This is a genomic window from Winogradskyella eximia (assembly GCF_003386165.1).
Classification (GTDB): domain Bacteria; phylum Bacteroidota; class Bacteroidia; order Flavobacteriales; family Flavobacteriaceae; genus Winogradskyella; species Winogradskyella eximia.
This window is the reverse complement of sequence record NZ_QRDV01000002.1, coordinates 193,529-208,002: the sequence shown is the minus strand read 5'-3', so window position 1 is coordinate 208,002 and position 14,474 is coordinate 193,529. Positions and strand designations below refer to the sequence as shown.

15 protein-coding genes are annotated in these 14,474 nt (G+C 30.4%); 10 read left to right on the top strand and 5 right to left on the bottom strand.

All coding sequences use genetic code 11. The features are described 5' to 3' along the window. Positions 1-162: 162 nt before the first annotated feature. The 3 genes from DFQ10_RS06640 (at position 163) to truA (ending at position 6,375) form a co-directional block, all read left to right on the top strand. Positions 163-3,276, top strand: a complete 3,114-nt coding sequence (locus DFQ10_RS06640; protein ID WP_115816624.1) for a zinc-dependent metalloprotease — start codon at positions 163-165, stop codon at positions 3,274-3,276. Positions 3,277-3,555: 279 nt separating this feature from the next. Next, on the top strand, positions 3,556-5,361 hold the full coding sequence (locus tag DFQ10_RS06635; RefSeq protein WP_115816623.1) for a T9SS type A sorting domain-containing protein: 1,806 nt from the start codon (positions 3,556-3,558) through the stop codon (positions 5,359-5,361). Between the two features lie 228 nt (positions 5,362-5,589). Beyond that, positions 5,590-6,375, top strand: coding sequence for a tRNA pseudouridine(38-40) synthase TruA (gene truA, locus DFQ10_RS06630; protein ID WP_115816622.1), 786 nt, complete (start codon positions 5,590-5,592; stop codon positions 6,373-6,375). A 204-nt stretch (positions 6,376-6,579) separates the two neighbouring features. Here truA and DFQ10_RS06625 read toward each other — a convergent pair whose 3' ends face one another. After that, the gene (locus DFQ10_RS06625) at positions 6,580-6,801 is read right to left on the bottom strand and encodes a hypothetical protein (RefSeq protein ID WP_115816621.1); all 222 of its coding nucleotides are present in this window, start codon (positions 6,799-6,801) and stop codon (positions 6,580-6,582) included. A gap of 402 nt (positions 6,802-7,203) precedes the next feature. Between DFQ10_RS06625 and DFQ10_RS06620 the strand changes: the two genes are divergently transcribed. From DFQ10_RS06620 to DFQ10_RS06615, 3 genes are all read left to right on the top strand, one after another. Then, positions 7,204-8,106, top strand: coding sequence for a mechanosensitive ion channel family protein (locus tag DFQ10_RS06620; protein WP_115816620.1), 903 nt, complete (start codon positions 7,204-7,206; stop codon positions 8,104-8,106). A gap of 110 nt (positions 8,107-8,216) precedes the next feature. Next, positions 8,217-8,381, top strand: a complete 165-nt coding sequence (locus DFQ10_RS18560) for a hypothetical protein (protein WP_181897599.1) — start codon at positions 8,217-8,219, stop codon at positions 8,379-8,381. Positions 8,382-8,489: 108 nt separating this feature from the next. Then, positions 8,490-9,167 (top strand): DUF2461 domain-containing protein, encoded by a 678-nt coding sequence (locus DFQ10_RS06615; RefSeq protein ID WP_115816619.1) that lies wholly within the window; start codon positions 8,490-8,492, stop codon positions 9,165-9,167. Here DFQ10_RS06615 and DFQ10_RS06610 read toward each other — a convergent pair. Beyond that, positions 9,162-9,608: a hypothetical protein gene (locus DFQ10_RS06610; RefSeq protein WP_115816618.1), complete on the bottom strand. Its 447-nt coding sequence runs from the start codon at positions 9,606-9,608 to the stop codon at positions 9,162-9,164. The two genes, DFQ10_RS06615 and DFQ10_RS06610, sit on opposite strands and share 6 nt — an antisense overlap. A gap of 10 nt (positions 9,609-9,618) precedes the next feature. Continuing rightward, positions 9,619-10,035: a glyoxalase gene (locus tag DFQ10_RS06605; protein WP_115816617.1), complete on the bottom strand. Its 417-nt coding sequence runs from the start codon at positions 10,033-10,035 to the stop codon at positions 9,619-9,621. Between the two features lie 204 nt (positions 10,036-10,239). Here DFQ10_RS06605 and DFQ10_RS06600 point away from each other — a divergent pair, with 204 nt between their 5' ends. Further along, entirely contained in the window at positions 10,240-10,632 is a 393-nt protein-coding gene (locus DFQ10_RS06600; RefSeq protein WP_115816616.1) for an acyl-CoA thioesterase, read from the top strand. Between the two features lie 48 nt (positions 10,633-10,680). On the opposite strand, the gene DFQ10_RS06595 is transcribed toward DFQ10_RS06600, so the two are convergent. Beyond that, positions 10,681-11,916: a mechanosensitive ion channel family protein gene (locus DFQ10_RS06595; RefSeq protein WP_115816615.1), complete on the bottom strand. Its 1,236-nt coding sequence runs from the start codon at positions 11,914-11,916 to the stop codon at positions 10,681-10,683. Then, a complete protein-coding gene (locus DFQ10_RS06590) occupies positions 11,909-12,205 on the bottom strand; it encodes a DUF3817 domain-containing protein (RefSeq protein ID WP_115816614.1) in 297 nt (98 codons plus the stop codon). The genes DFQ10_RS06595 and DFQ10_RS06590 overlap by 8 nt, the downstream gene beginning before the upstream one ends. A gap of 287 nt (positions 12,206-12,492) precedes the next feature. Here DFQ10_RS06590 and DFQ10_RS06585 point away from each other — a divergent pair, with 287 nt between their 5' ends. The 3 genes from DFQ10_RS06585 (at position 12,493) to DFQ10_RS06575 (ending at position 14,410) form a co-directional block, all read left to right on the top strand. Further along, the gene (locus DFQ10_RS06585; RefSeq protein WP_115816613.1) at positions 12,493-12,969 is read left to right on the top strand and encodes a DUF4251 domain-containing protein; all 477 of its coding nucleotides are present in this window, start codon (positions 12,493-12,495) and stop codon (positions 12,967-12,969) included. A 92-nt stretch (positions 12,970-13,061) separates the two neighbouring features. Then, the gene (locus DFQ10_RS06580; protein WP_115816612.1) at positions 13,062-13,763 is read left to right on the top strand and encodes a hypothetical protein; all 702 of its coding nucleotides are present in this window, start codon (positions 13,062-13,064) and stop codon (positions 13,761-13,763) included. A 185-nt stretch (positions 13,764-13,948) separates the two neighbouring features. After that, the gene (locus DFQ10_RS06575) at positions 13,949-14,410 is read left to right on the top strand and encodes a cold-shock protein (protein WP_115816611.1); all 462 of its coding nucleotides are present in this window, start codon (positions 13,949-13,951) and stop codon (positions 14,408-14,410) included. Positions 14,411-14,474 lie beyond the last annotated feature (64 nt).

Genomic DNA, 14,474 nt, shown 5'->3' with positions numbered 1-14,474 from the left:
TTTTAGTTAATTCGGTTATGCTTTATTAAATAAATTATAGTCTTCCATCATTAGAATTTGAAAATTATATGAATAGCGAAATACAGATTGTATATCATAATATTTGGTGTTAATCGGTAAAAATATGTATTTTGACCAACTTAACGCCTCAAAACCGACCTTATGAAATCTGTAAAACATACGTTTTTATTGTTTTTAGCTTGTATATGCTTTACAATAACTAGCGCTCAAAACCAATGTGGTTTTGACTACAAAAGACAAAAACAATTAGAAGACCCTAACTTTATTGAATTAGAAAGACTTGCAGAGCAAAAAATTAAGAATGCAACATTAAACTCTAATTTTTCAGCTAGGGCAACAGCAGGTACTGTTTTAACAATACCAGTGGTGGTTCATGTATTGCATTTAGGGGAATCAGTTGGGACAGGAACAAATATCTCTGATGCACAAATTCAAAGTAGTATAGATAATCTTAATGATTATTATAGAGGACAAATACCAACGAGTCCTGTAGATTTTGAAATAGAGTTTACGCTTGCTAAAAGAGATCCTATTTGTAATGCAACAACTGGTATAAACAGAATGGATGCCTCAACTCTTCCAGGTTATTCCAATTATGGTGTAAATGTTAATAATACTAATGGAGCAAGTTATGAAGATATTGTAGCATTAAGTAGTTGGCCAAAAAATGATTATTTCAACATCTGGATTGTAACTGAATTAGATGGAAATAATGGAGGATATGGCTTTCAAGGGTACGCATATTTTTACAACGACAATGCCCTCAATCATGGCTCTGTAATGATGTCTACTGTTTTTGGTTACGACCCAGGTAATACCAATGGTTGGGGACTTAATTCTAATGGTGATAACAGTACTGTAGTCCATGAGGTAGGTCATTTTTTTAACCTATTTCACACGTTTCAAGGTGATGGCACAGGTAACACTTGCCCGTTAGATGAAACAGTTGGAACTGATAGTGATGGCTGTGCAGATACAGTACCCCATAAAAGAGAAACAAGTACTTGTCCTTCAACAAACGATTGTACAGGTAGTCCTTGGGTAGATAATAATACCGTTAATAATATAATGAGCTATTATTATTGTTCAGATAGATTAACTAATGATCAGAAAACTAGAGCTAGAGTGTCTATGGAAGGTACCACAATTGTTAGTTCTATTGGATCAGTACCAATTGACACAAATTTTGTAGCTCCAATGTCAGTATGCAGCACTAATACTGCTGATGCTAATAATTATGCCGGCATAATGAGTGTTGAATTGAGCGGCATTTCAAATGCTTCTTCTACTAATGGTAATGATGGTGGTAATATTGATGGCATTGCAGGTTGCTCAAACACCTATGAAATTGATACATCTATATCTAATACTTTAAATGTTGAAGTAGGGCCTAATCTTAATCAACTAGGAGTTTGGATTGATTGGAATAATGATGGTGATTTCGATGATGATTCGGAACAACAATATCTAGTAAGTGGAGGGATTTTAGAAAACAGCATAACACCCATTGTTTTGGATTACCCAACAATTATTCCTTATGATAATTATGTAAGAATCAGAATTATTAATGATTTGGATAGTGTGTACGGAGGTGTAAGTGCAATTTCTGATGCTTGCTACAATTCATTAGTCTACGGTCAGTCTGAAGACTACACTATTTACGTTATGCCTGGTGGTGCAACTACATATACTTATAATAACGGTTGGTTACCTAATAGCCCAGTTGGTGCTTCAACATCAGCCGATACCATTATAATTGATGCTGGTACTGCAAATATTTCAGCTAGTACGGATTGTAATACTATAACCGTAAATCCTGGTGCAGCTTTAACAATAGATTCTGGTGTTACGCTAACTACAACCACTATTGATTTGAATTCAACTTCACAACTTTTTTCAAGTTTAATATCTGATGGAACAATCACCGGAGTTGTAAATTATAATAGGTATACCTCGCAAATAGGAACCAATGACTTAATTTCTGCTCCTGTTTCAGGACAACAGTTTACAGCCTTTGCTGCTTTAAATGCAAACTTGGCTGCTTCTGCAATTACAATAAGAGCTTTTGCTCCTTATAATACTGCCGCAGGAGCATATCAAAATTATGATTTAATTACTAATGCTTTAACCACTATAGATTCAGGAATTGGTTATAGAGCAGCAACAACAGATGGTAGTACACTAATGTTTACTGGTACAGTTAGAACCGATGATGTACTAGATATTCCAATTTCTGATGCAGCTGCAGGTTTTGCATGGAATTTAATTGGAAATCCTTATCCATCATATTTAGATTTCGATACTTTTTTTACTACTAATGCCAATGAATTTGATTCTGGAAGTGCATACCAAGCCATTTATGGTTATGATGGTAACGCTTCTAATGGTTGGACGGTTTGGAATTTAGCAACTATTGCAGACGGAACTGTAACTGAATTAATTGCACCAGGTCAGGCCTTTTTTGTAAAAGCAAAATCGGGTGGTGGTTTAGTTGATTTTACAACAGGGATGAGAACTACAGGTACTTCTGATGATTTTATCGCAGGTAGAAATAGCACAACCAATGTCGCGTTATGTAAATTGAATTTAATTAGTACCACTAATAATGCTTCAACACAAATATATTTTATTGAGGGTACAACAAGAGGTTTGGATATCGGTTACGATGCTGGTTCTTATTTAGGTAGTGCTGCTGATTATTCAATATATTCAAATCTTGTGGAAGATAATTTAGGCTTAGATATGGCTATACAATCTTTGCCTTATGACGATTTTAATTCTATAATCGTTCCTTTAGGTATAAAAGCACAGCCAAATGAAGCATTAACTATTTCTATAGATGATTTATCTTCATTACCGTCTAATACTTATGTGTATTTAGATGATACTGTAGAAAACACCTTGACTTTACTTAATACAAATGATTACACATTTATGCCAGTTTCAGAATTAAATGGAGTAGGCCGTTTTTATCTGCGTTTTTCATCTGATGCATTATCTACCATTAAAAATGAATTGAATGACTTACAGATTTATACAAATGCAATACCAAAAGAGATCGTAATCCAAGGTTTATTAACAAACAAAACAGAAGCTCATATATACGATATTCAAGGAGGATTGGTGATGCGTCAAGATTTAGATCTAACAAACACGTCAAATCGTATTAATGTGTCAAATTTATCTACAGGGATTTATATTGTAAAAGTTTCAAGCATTAATAATTTGGAAACTAAAAAGTTAATTATTAACTAATTATAAGATCATATTACAATAAATGACAGCCTTATACCTAATTTAAGGCTGTTTTTTTATGTTTTGATTAATGAGAAAGCTGTAAATCCTAAGTAATCAGCAAGATAGCCAAGAAACAAAAAAGCACTTTGTCGATTAAATATTACCTTTGTCGGAAAAAAAGCGATTTAAACGAAAATATTATTTTTTTTATCGATTAAATTAGCGTTTCAGCGGATAATTTTCCCCTTTTCATAAGTTTGTTAAACAGAATTACTAATCAAACTAAAACCCAATCTTATGAAAAACTTTACACCTATTTTATCCTCTTTATGTATGTTGTGTTTTTTCAATATATCAAAAGCGCAACAACAACCTGAAACTCAAATTCAAAATGAATTTCAAAATCAAATTAATTTAAACGAAGAAAAACCATTTAGTTTTAAGGACATTGAAAATGCTTTTAATTTACCTCAAATCGATTCAAATGAGAGTCAATCTTCCAATGCTAGAAGAAGTGAATTAGTATCTGTTACTTACACTTATGATAATGGATGGTTGCCTAGTGATCCTTTAATTTTTGCGACTTCTATTGACGATATTATTATTGAAGATGGTATTGCCAATATTTCAGCAAACATGATCTGTAATATTTTAACGATAAAGCCAGGTGCTTCTTTAACTATAGATCTTGGTGTTACACTAACCACTGCAGCAATTAACTTAGAATCTACATCACAACAATATTCAAGTTTAATATCGGATGGTACTATAATTGGTAATGTAACCTATAGCAGATATACAGCACAGATAGGTACAAATGATTTAATTTCGGCACCAATTTCTGGTCAATTATTTGATCCTTTTGCAACATTAAACACTCCTAACTTAGCATCTAGTGGATTTATAAGAGCTTTTGCACCTTATAATGCAATCATTGGTGCTTATGAAAACTATAATATTGTAACAAATGCAACTACTACAATTGAAGCAGGACAAGGTTTTAGAGCAGCAACTATAGATGGAAGTGCATTAATTTTTGCGGGTATTGTTAGAACAGATGATGTTTTAGACATACCAATATCTAATGATGGTTTAGGTAAATCTTGGAATTTAATAGGTAATCCATATCCTTCTTATTTAGATTTTGATGCTTTCTTTTCTTTAAATAAATCACAATTAGATGGTGGTCCAAACCAAGCAATTTATGGTTATGATGGAGATATGTCAAACGGATGGACAATATGGAATCAAGCCATTATAGATTCACCAGCAGAAACAGAATTAATTGCACCAGGACAAGCCTTTTTTGTAAAAGCAAAATCAGGTGGTGGTCTTATCGATTTTACAACAAGAATGCGTACTACAGGATCTTCTGACGATTTTATTTTAGGTAGAGCATCAACATCTGCTCATTATGGTTATTTAGCGTTAAATATACATTCTGGTGATTCTGATTTTAGTACAGATTTTTATTTTAATAGTAATGCAACACAAGGCTTTGATCCTGGTTATGATGCTGCGATGTACAATGAAAATGCTCCTGACTTTTCAATTTATTCTAATTTAGTTGAAAATAATACAGGTATGCCACTTGCTGTTCAAGCTTTCAGTCCTGATGCCATGAATACAGTTGTTGTGCCTTTAGGAGTAAATGCAGATCAAGGTGAAGTATTAACTTTTAGTATTCTTAATACTGATTTATCATCTGATATTAATGTGTATTTAGAGGATACACTTAATAATTCATTTACATTATTAAATACAACAGATTATTTGTTAACTGCCAATGCTGATCTTTCAGGTACAGGCCGTTTTTATCTTAGATTTGAAGGTGAAGGTTTAAGCACACTTAAATCAACCTTATCTGATATTAACATTTTTGCAAATAATAATGCTAAAACAATAGTAATAGAAGGGCAACTGCAAAATGATAACACGGCACAATTACATGATGTTAATGGTCGTTTAATATTAACTCATGCTTTAAATAACTCAACAAATAACCAAACTATAGACGTAAGTCACTTAAGTCCTGGAATTTATATATTAGAGTTAAATAATACTTCAAACGAAAAACGAATAGAAAAATTCATAATTAGATAATATTTGAAAATAAAATACATTAATAAAGCTGCCATAGTCAATGATTATAGCAGCTTTATTTATTGGTAATTGCAAGAAAGTTTATTCACCAGAAAGAACCATAGAAGGATCTCTCAATAAAATTATAATACGATCACTATCCTCACAATGTTTTCAAATTTTTGAATTTTAAACTATAAAAGTTAGCATTGCTTTTGGAATCTTATAGAATTTAGCGTTCTTGCCATTATGTTTGATAAACGCTATTATTATCTCATTAAAATACAATATTTAGGTTATCGTTTTCATGGTTGGCAAAAACAACCTGATGTAAAAACGGTACATCTAATGATAGATCGTACATTAAAGTATATTTTTCAAGATACAAGGTTTAAGACTTTAGGCGCAGGACGAACAGATGCAATGGTGTCTGCTAATGAAGCTGCTTTAGAATTATTTATCTATAACGAGCCAATTGAAGATTTTGATGCCTTTTTAGATGTATTTAATCATAATTTACCGCAAGATATTAGGGCTTTATCTATAGAAGAAGTGGATAAAACATTTAATATTATACAAGATTCTAAGTTAAAAGAGTATCATTATGTGTTTTCTGAAGGTCAAAAAAACCATCCTTTTTGCGCACCTATTTTAACTACAATTCTCGAACCGCTTGATGTTGATTTAATGAAACAAGGGGCCAAATTATTTGAAGGTTCTCATAATTTTAAAACCTATTGTTATCGTGCTACAGACAGAGGAGAATATAATAGAACAATAGTATCTTCAGAAATAGTAGACAACGATATTTATTTAGCGAATTTTTTTCCAGAGAAAACATATGTATTTAAAGTTGTCGGTAAAGGCTTTATGCGAAACCAAATCCGGCTGATGTTTGGTTGTCTAATAAAATTGGGTAGAGGAGAGGTCACTTTAGATTATATTAAAGACACCTTAAAAAAAGAAAGTACGGAGGTTATGGATTATATTGCTCCAGCTTCTGGTCTTATATTACATTCTGTAAATTTTGAATAAAAATTCTCAAATTATAAATTATAAAAAAAGGCATTAGATTAAAATCTAATGCCTTTTTTAATTTTGGTTGGTTATTATACTAATTAGTTATTCTTCTTTCTATTTAATAATAAGTTATATTATAAAATTTAAATACGATTTTAATCATTTTTGATTGAAAAATAAAATGCATTAATTTCTAGAAGAAATCAGTAAAGTTTACATTTAATCTGCTACATGAAGCTTTGGCTCTTTGTCCACAAATTTTCCGTTAACAGATTCACCTAATATCATCACTTCTTTAGAGCGTTCATACATTTTTATAGCTCGATGCATCTGTAATTTAGTTCCGCTATAAAGTTTTACACCTGATCTTGAGCCTTTATTTCTAATCTCAATATAAAAACCGTCCTTGAGTGCTGTTGGTCTTGTTGCTGGTCTACCCATAAATATAATGTGTGTTTTAAATATAGTGCATGATAGGGAAAAATCTTAAAACTCACAAGTTTATTGCATAACATTTATTAATGAAGTTATTCACCTTTTTAAATCTTATTAATTCTCAGTGTTTTATTAAATAAAAAAACGTTTTTATGATGCATAATGACATTAATTTAACACGATTATGGTGCTCTTTATAAGTAAATAATGATTGATTATTATCTCTTAAAGTTAAAAACACGTCAATTCTTTGAAATTGAATTGAAATTTTGAAGCCTAGTATTAGAGTCAAGACTTATGGTATAAGAGCAAAACATATGGTTTTATCATCACGATATTTGTATCAGACGCTTTTCAAGTATTAAATTCTAATACTTAAGATGTCATCAAACCTTAATAAAACACATTATGAAAGAACAATTTAATACAGCCTTAGGAAATCTAGTTGATAAATTAATTGGTTGGTTTAATGCGATTATTGAAAGCATTCCCAACTTAGTTTTAGCCATTTTGGTAATGGTAACAGCCTATTTTGCTGCCAAATATGTTAGCAGACTTGTTAATAAATTGGTAGATAAACGCGTGGAACAAAAATCTATAAAAAGTGCAATTTCTAGAGTTAGTGCAGTTATAGTAGTTGCTTTAGGGCTTTTTATGGCACTTGGAGTTCTAAATTTAGGAAAAGCCTTAACGTCATTATTAGCTGGTGCAGGTGTTGTTGGTTTGGCTATTGGTTTAGCATTACAAGGTACATTAGCTAATACTTTTGCCGGTTTAATTCTTTCTTTCAGAAAAAAAATACAGATAGGTCATTGGGTTGAAACTTCTGGCTATTCTGGAGAAGTTATGGATATTAATCTAAAAGATTTTACGCTAAAAGAAGCCGATAATAACGTAGTTATAATTCCGAATAAAACCATTTTAGATAATCCATTAAAAAACTATTCTTTAACTACAAAAATGAGAGTGTTTATAGAATGTGGAGTAGGTTATGAGTCCGATTTAGAAAAAGTAGAGCAGTTAACAAAAGAGGTTATTGCTAATACTTTTGACCAAGTGAAATCTGCTGAAGATGTAGAATTTTATTATACAGAATTTGGAGATAGCTCTATTAATTATTTATGTCGTTTTTGGATTGATGCCGAAAGCATGCTAGAAAAATTAAGGTCTAAAACCAAAGCTATTATCGAAATTAAAAAAGCATACGATAAAGAAGGTATTAATATTCCTTTCCCAATTAGAACTTTACAGTTTGATAATAAATTAAATATAAAAGCGCCAAACATGAATGAAGCTTTTGCTAATAATTAAAAGAAAGAGATGATTTTCTTTATAAGTTAAAATTCAAAGGAATAGAGCTAATGTAAAACGATAATGTTAGCGATATTTACATTAAATACTAATCACTAAAACCATAAAAGATGAAAAAATTAAGTTATTTATTTATAGCCTTATTTAGTTTAAGTTTAATGACAACCAGTTGCAGAGAACAAAAAACAACTGAAGATAAAATAGAAGGAGCCGTAGACGACGTTGGTGATGCAATTGATGATGCAGCAGACGATGTAGAAGATGCCGTTGACTAAACAATCTATAATTTTTTAAATAGTACATTTAAAAAGCCATCGTTAAGATGGCTTTTTATATTTTTATAAAATAAATGTAATTATCTTAACTAATAGCACTAATACCTAATGAGTCTTTCCATACCAAAAGAAGTATTTACCTTTTTTAATAAGCTAGAAAAAAATAACGATAGAGATTGGTTCAATGAACATAAACCAGAATTTAAAGCTATTGAAGCGAAGATGAAAAAGGCTTATAATTATTTAGGAGAAATGATGAGTGCCTACGACCAAATTGAAAAAATTAAGATCTTTAGAATTTATAGAGATGTTCGATTTTCTAAAAACAAACTGCCTTATAAAACACATTTTGGTGGTTCGTTTGCTAGAAAAAAACCAGAATTAAGAGGTGGATATTATTTACATATTCAACCTAATAATGAATCTTTTATTGCCACAGGATTTTGGGATCCTAGTAAAGAAGATATTTTACGAATAAGAAAAGAGTTTGAAATGGATGATAGTGAAATGCGCGCTATTTTAAACGACAAAACCTTTAGTGCTACTTGGGGCAATTTTACAGGTGATGAACTAAAAACAGCACCAAAAGGTTTTGATAAAGAGCATCCTGCAATTGATTTAATTAGAAGAAAGCAATTTATTTTCGTCAAAAAATATACAGACAAAGAAGTCCTATCAGATCATTTTTTAGATGATGTTAATGATGCCTTTAAAAATATTAAACCCTTTTTTAATTACATGAGTGATGTGTTAACCACTAATTTAAATGGTGAGTCCATTTTATAAAACCTCTTCAACCAAATAACTTTTTTCGTTAAACTTAAATTGGTCTCCTTTTTTACGATGTTTTAATAGCTGACCTAATGGTGAAGCCAATGAAATAATGTAATATTCAGCATCTTCAATTTCAACTTTACCAATACTTAAAGCGATAAAAAAAGTCATGCTATCTGTTTTTATCAGACTTCCTAACACAGCTACGTCAGAAACTAAATTAGGACGTACTAATTTTAATTGCTCACGCATTTTGTTAGCATCATGGAGGTATGTCATGTTTTTTTCTAAATCATCTAGTAATTTAGAATTGCCAGAATCATCTTCTTCATTACTTACTTTATCATTGTTTTCAATAGATTCTTTAATTAATTCTATTTCATTTTTGTACCCTAAAACGCGTTTGTCAGCATAACGTTGGCAGAGTTCTATAAGTTGAGTTTTTATTTTCATTAAATCCAGACTATAAAGTCTGTAGGGTTTTAGGTTGAACAAAAAGTTGAATACTATGAATTAGACGTTCTTTTACAATATTCATCATGCGTTTGTTTAAAGCTGAAGAATTGTGAAGATAAAGTTCATATTCATCAACTGTAAATTGCCCAATAATTATTCCTTTTAAAGAATTTCTAAATTTTATGTCTTTTTGAATCGCATTAGTGATATAAACAATCTTTTCCTCTAAAGACAAATCGAAGAAAACATTTTTATGCTTCACTATATAATTCTTAAAAACAGCAATAAATAAATCGTGTTGTAATTTTATTACAGGCCTTAAAGTTTTATTCTGAAATGCTTCTTCAGCACTTATACCATCGTAAACTTTGGCAGATAAAATTTGAGGTCTAATAGATAATAGGTTATTAAATCGAGAAGCCATAATCACATCATTAAGGTTTAATTCTGAATTAAAATTAAGGAAATAGTTAGTGCTTCAATTTGCTAAAAAAATATGTTGTTAACGCTCTTATTAACATTATACATTTAAATATTCATAAATCTAATGCATTTGTTACCCTTAAACTTGTAGGAAGTTTTATCTTTATGTTAAGATAATCACACAACATAAAAACGTAAAAAAAACATGAGATTTCATACCAGAAAATGGGTAAAACCCGAAGACTTAAATCCAAATGGTACATTATTTGGCGGACGACTTTTAGCTTGGATAGATGAAGAAGCTGCATTATATACAACCATTCAACTCGAAAATTCTAAAGTGGTCACTAAATATATGTCTGAAATTAATTTTATGTCATCTGCTCAACAAGGAGATATTGTAGAAATAGGCATTGGAGTTAAAAAATTTGGAAAGACATCTTTAACCATTCACAGTGAGGTAAGAAATAAAATGACTAGAGAAACCATATTAACTGTAGATAATATTGTTATGGTTAATTTAGGAGAAGATGGAAAACCTACACCACACGGAAAAACTAAAATAGAATTTGTAAAAGACAGATTGAGTAATGCTTAGTAATGTTATCGTTACTAAGCTTTATTTAATTAATATTAGGTAAGCTAATTAATGCTTACCTAAGGCTAATTCGTAAATTTCTAAATCAAAGTATTTCACGGCTGCCAATACGTGGTCAAAAATATCTCCTATAATAAATTCATAATTTTCCCATTTCTGATCCTTACTAAAAGCATAGATTTCCATAGGAATACCTTGAGGAGTAGGTTCTAATTGACGAACCATTAAGGTCATATCCTTATTAATCGCAGAATGATTCTCTATATAAGTCTGTAGATATTTTCTAAAAACACCAAAATTGGTAAGATTTACACCATTAATAAGAACAGATTTATCAGCACCATGTGCTTCGTTATACTTATTAATCTCTTTTGTTTTATGTTCTATATATTTAGAAACTAATTGAATTTTTTTAAGCTTTTCAATGTCTTCAGCTTCTAAAAATTTAATAGTAGATACTTTAATAATAACGGAACGCTTAATTCTTCTACCACCAGAAGATTGCATACCTCTCCAGTTTTTAAACGAATCTGAAATTAATGCATACGTAGGAATAGTGGTTATGGTCTTATCCCAGTTCTGAACTTTAACCGTTGCCAAGTTTATTTCTATTACATCACCATCAGCACCATATTTTTCAAACGTAATCCAATCTCCTATACGCACCATATCGTTAATAGAGACCTGAATACTAGCTACAAAACCAAGAATTGTATCCTTAAAAATTAAAATAATAATTGCGGATGCAGCACCTAAAGTCGTCGCAAATTTAAAGAATGATATACCTGTTAATATGGCAATTCCTGAAAATATTCCAATCAACCAAGCAAAAATCATAAATACCTGTATATAGCTATCTATGGGTTTGTCTCTATAGTGCGTAATTGTTTTTAGATAATCCTTTATAGACTTCAGAATACTACGTATAATACTAATGGTTAGTACAATACCAATAACTTTAAGTGTTTTTGCAATAATTGATTCTGCAAATTCAAAATCCGTGAATATTTGTGGTACAAACTCAATTAATATAATAAGCGGAACAATGTGGGCCACATTTCTAGGCAACCTATTGTCTATTAAAATATTATCAAAATTTGTTTTGGTACGTTTTGCGACAGCAGAAGAGAACCTCCATAAAAATCGTTTAGTCACGTAGTCTATGGCAAACACTACAATAATAACACCTAACAATAAGGCTATCATGTTTAAAAAACTAGCTGTTTCTTCTGATAATCCTTTGTCTATAAAAAAATCGAATAAAATGTGTTTTATGTTAAGCACGACTTGTTTTGTTTAAGTATTTTTTGTCAATGTAAAATGTGCCAAAAGGAAGAATTGAAGCTATTAATACAATCCAAAGCGTACGTGTAGACCATTTCATATATGCACTTATTAGTACTGCAATGACTACATAAGCCATAAATAAAATGCCATGTGGCATTCCTAATAATTTTACATACTGAGGATCTTCATAAAAGTATTTAATTGGTGTCGCAATAAATAATAATAAGATATAAGAAACACCTTCTAACAACGCTATAATCCTAAAAACAGGCACTAATTTTGACATACTAAATATTTTCTGCGAAAGTACTATAGAATTGAATAATACGAGCAGATTTTAACAGCTTTTAAGATTCTTTAAATGATGTAAACTCAAACATCATGAGAACTTCTTATTTTAAGAATAATAAACGATTCTTTAATACAACTAGCTCAAGAAGAAAAAGAATGTTGCCTGAATTTCATTCAAGATTGAATGTTTCAGTTTTTAGATGTAAATTGCATCATATATTTATTAAATACCATCAAAAAGATGGATGAATACAATTTTATTATTCTTAGACACAAAATATTATGAAAAAATTAGTTTTAATAGCTTTACTTTTTAGTCTTTCTGCAACCACTTTTGTAACTGCACAATCCAAGCAAACACAAAAAGAAGTCTTTGCAACGACTTATCATAATACCAAAGCTTTAATTAACTCACAACAATTTTTATATGTAGGTGAGATGGTTTATAATAATGAAACTAGGGAAGTGTTAAATGATGAAATTAATACACTAATTATTAATAAGTCTGAAGTTTCTGGAAAAGTTGTTTCAATAAAATCAGATAAAAAGACAGTCAATGTTACTGGTAAAATTGAAAATTACAATGTTTCATTTAATGACCAAAAACAAGAAGTTAATATTTCTTTTAATGTAAAAACCGGAAACAAAACAGCAACATTAAACATAGAAGTTAAGCCTAATGGTAATGCTTTTTTAACCGTTACTTCTGCTGGTGTTGAAAATATTTCTTGGACAGGAAAACTAAAAAACTTGAAATAAAAACATCTTAATTTAGGTTTGTAACGTACATAAAATGTTCATTGCTATTTTATTAGCAATAACAAACCAAATCTAACCTAAATTATATTTTTATGAACCTACTTAAATCTGCACTACTCGCAGCAGTTGTGAGTATTTCACATTTCTCTTATTCACAAAAGACTTCAAACCAAGATTCTAAATTCGCCGTAGGATTTTCAACAGGCCTTAATAGAGGATTAGCGTTTAATGTCAATTTCACAGCTTTACAACCTGTTGAAACCTTACCATTACACTTTAGGTTTGGAATAGGATATACAAAATTGGACCCAGGAAATTCTGCCGACGCAAGACGTGTTTTTATTAATAATGCAACAAATGGAGTACCAGAAGAAAAAGGAAAAGCTTTTGATTATCGCTTAGATTTTATGTGGAAAACCGAGTTATTAAACTTAGAAGAGTCTTATCTAGTCTTTGGACCACGTTATTCTAGTTTTACCGCTAATTTTAATTACATCGGTGGAAATGAGGATTTTGATGTCACGTCTAAGCAATTTGGACTAGGTATTGGTGCAGAAACGCAATTTAAAATTTCTGAACAATTTAATTTAGTGGCAGCAGTAGGCTTAGACTACTTTTTTAATAATACTTTAAAAGGTCACGATACGTCTTATAGTCCTGATAATGACAATGTCAATCCAAGAAATGATAACGAAAATAATGACACTCAGTTTACATTTAGCGATGCAAACAAGGCTATAAAACAACCAAGTCTTATGCCTAGAGTACTTTTAGGTGTTGTTTATAAGCTATAAAATTTATTATGTGGTATAGAAATTGTATCTTTGTAACTAGTTTATTGAAGATATACTACACAAATAACATTATCCTTAAAGTTATTGTACTAGATTTTAATACTATTCATTGTTAAGTTGATTAACTTGTTTGCATTATAAATATTTTCAAAAGCACTCACACATATTAATTTTTAAAACTACGAATGGCTAAATCACAACAAACTTTTAGTAAAAGTGAAAAAGAAAAAAAACGATTAAAAAAACGAGAAGACAAGCGCAAGAAAATGGAAGCGCGTAAACTCAATAAAGATGAAAATGGTTCTGAAGGAATTCCTATCGCATATGTAGATCATAATGGAAATCTAACAGATACTCCTCCAGATCCAACAATGAAAGTGAAGGTTAAAGCAGAGAACATTGTTCTTGGTGTACCTACAAAAGAAGAATCAGATGAAGAACCTTTTGATCCAATTAGAACTGGAAAAGTGTCATTTTATGATAACTCTAAAGGTTTCGGTTTCATTATAGATACTGAAACTAACGAAAAGCATTTTACACACGTTAGTGGTATTATTGACGAAATTGCAGAAAACGACAAAGTTACTTTCGAATTAGAGAAAGGACAACGTGGTATGAACGCTGTGAGAGTAAAACTAGTTAAATAGTATTTACTGATAAATCATTAAAAACCATCATAATTAATAATTATGGTGGTTTTTTTATACTTTT

What these genes read in the sequence shown, in the direction of transcription:
- DFQ10_RS06605 (WP_115816617.1), bottom strand. Translation starts at nt 10,035, where the DNA reads ATGGCTTCTCGATTTAATAACCTATTATCTATTAGACCTCAAATTTTA.
- DFQ10_RS06625 (WP_115816621.1), bottom strand. Translation starts at nt 6,801, where the DNA reads ATGGGTAGACCAGCAACAAGACCAACAGCACTCAAGGACGGTTTTTAT.
- DFQ10_RS06590 (WP_115816614.1), bottom strand. Translation starts at nt 12,205, where the DNA reads ATGTCAAAATTAGTGCCTGTTTTTAGGATTATAGCGTTGTTAGAAGGT.
- DFQ10_RS06580 (WP_115816612.1), top strand. Translation starts at nt 13,062, where the DNA reads ATGAACCTACTTAAATCTGCACTACTCGCAGCAGTTGTGAGTATTTCA.
- DFQ10_RS06620 (WP_115816620.1), top strand. Translation starts at nt 7,204, where the DNA reads ATGAAAGAACAATTTAATACAGCCTTAGGAAATCTAGTTGATAAATTA.
- DFQ10_RS06610 (WP_115816618.1), bottom strand. Translation starts at nt 9,608, where the DNA reads ATGAAAATAAAAACTCAACTTATAGAACTCTGCCAACGTTATGCTGAC.
- truA (WP_115816622.1), top strand. Translation starts at nt 5,590, where the DNA reads ATGTTTGATAAACGCTATTATTATCTCATTAAAATACAATATTTAGGT.
- DFQ10_RS06585 (WP_115816613.1), top strand. Translation starts at nt 12,493, where the DNA reads ATGAAAAAATTAGTTTTAATAGCTTTACTTTTTAGTCTTTCTGCAACC.
- DFQ10_RS06640 (WP_115816624.1), top strand. Translation starts at nt 163, where the DNA reads ATGAAATCTGTAAAACATACGTTTTTATTGTTTTTAGCTTGTATATGC.
- DFQ10_RS06635 (WP_115816623.1), top strand. Translation starts at nt 3,556, where the DNA reads ATGAAAAACTTTACACCTATTTTATCCTCTTTATGTATGTTGTGTTTT.
- DFQ10_RS06600 (WP_115816616.1), top strand. Translation starts at nt 10,240, where the DNA reads ATGAGATTTCATACCAGAAAATGGGTAAAACCCGAAGACTTAAATCCA.
- DFQ10_RS06575 (WP_115816611.1), top strand. Translation starts at nt 13,949, where the DNA reads ATGGCTAAATCACAACAAACTTTTAGTAAAAGTGAAAAAGAAAAAAAA.
- DFQ10_RS06615 (WP_115816619.1), top strand. Translation starts at nt 8,490, where the DNA reads ATGAGTCTTTCCATACCAAAAGAAGTATTTACCTTTTTTAATAAGCTA.
- DFQ10_RS18560 (WP_181897599.1), top strand. Translation starts at nt 8,217, where the DNA reads ATGAAAAAATTAAGTTATTTATTTATAGCCTTATTTAGTTTAAGTTTA.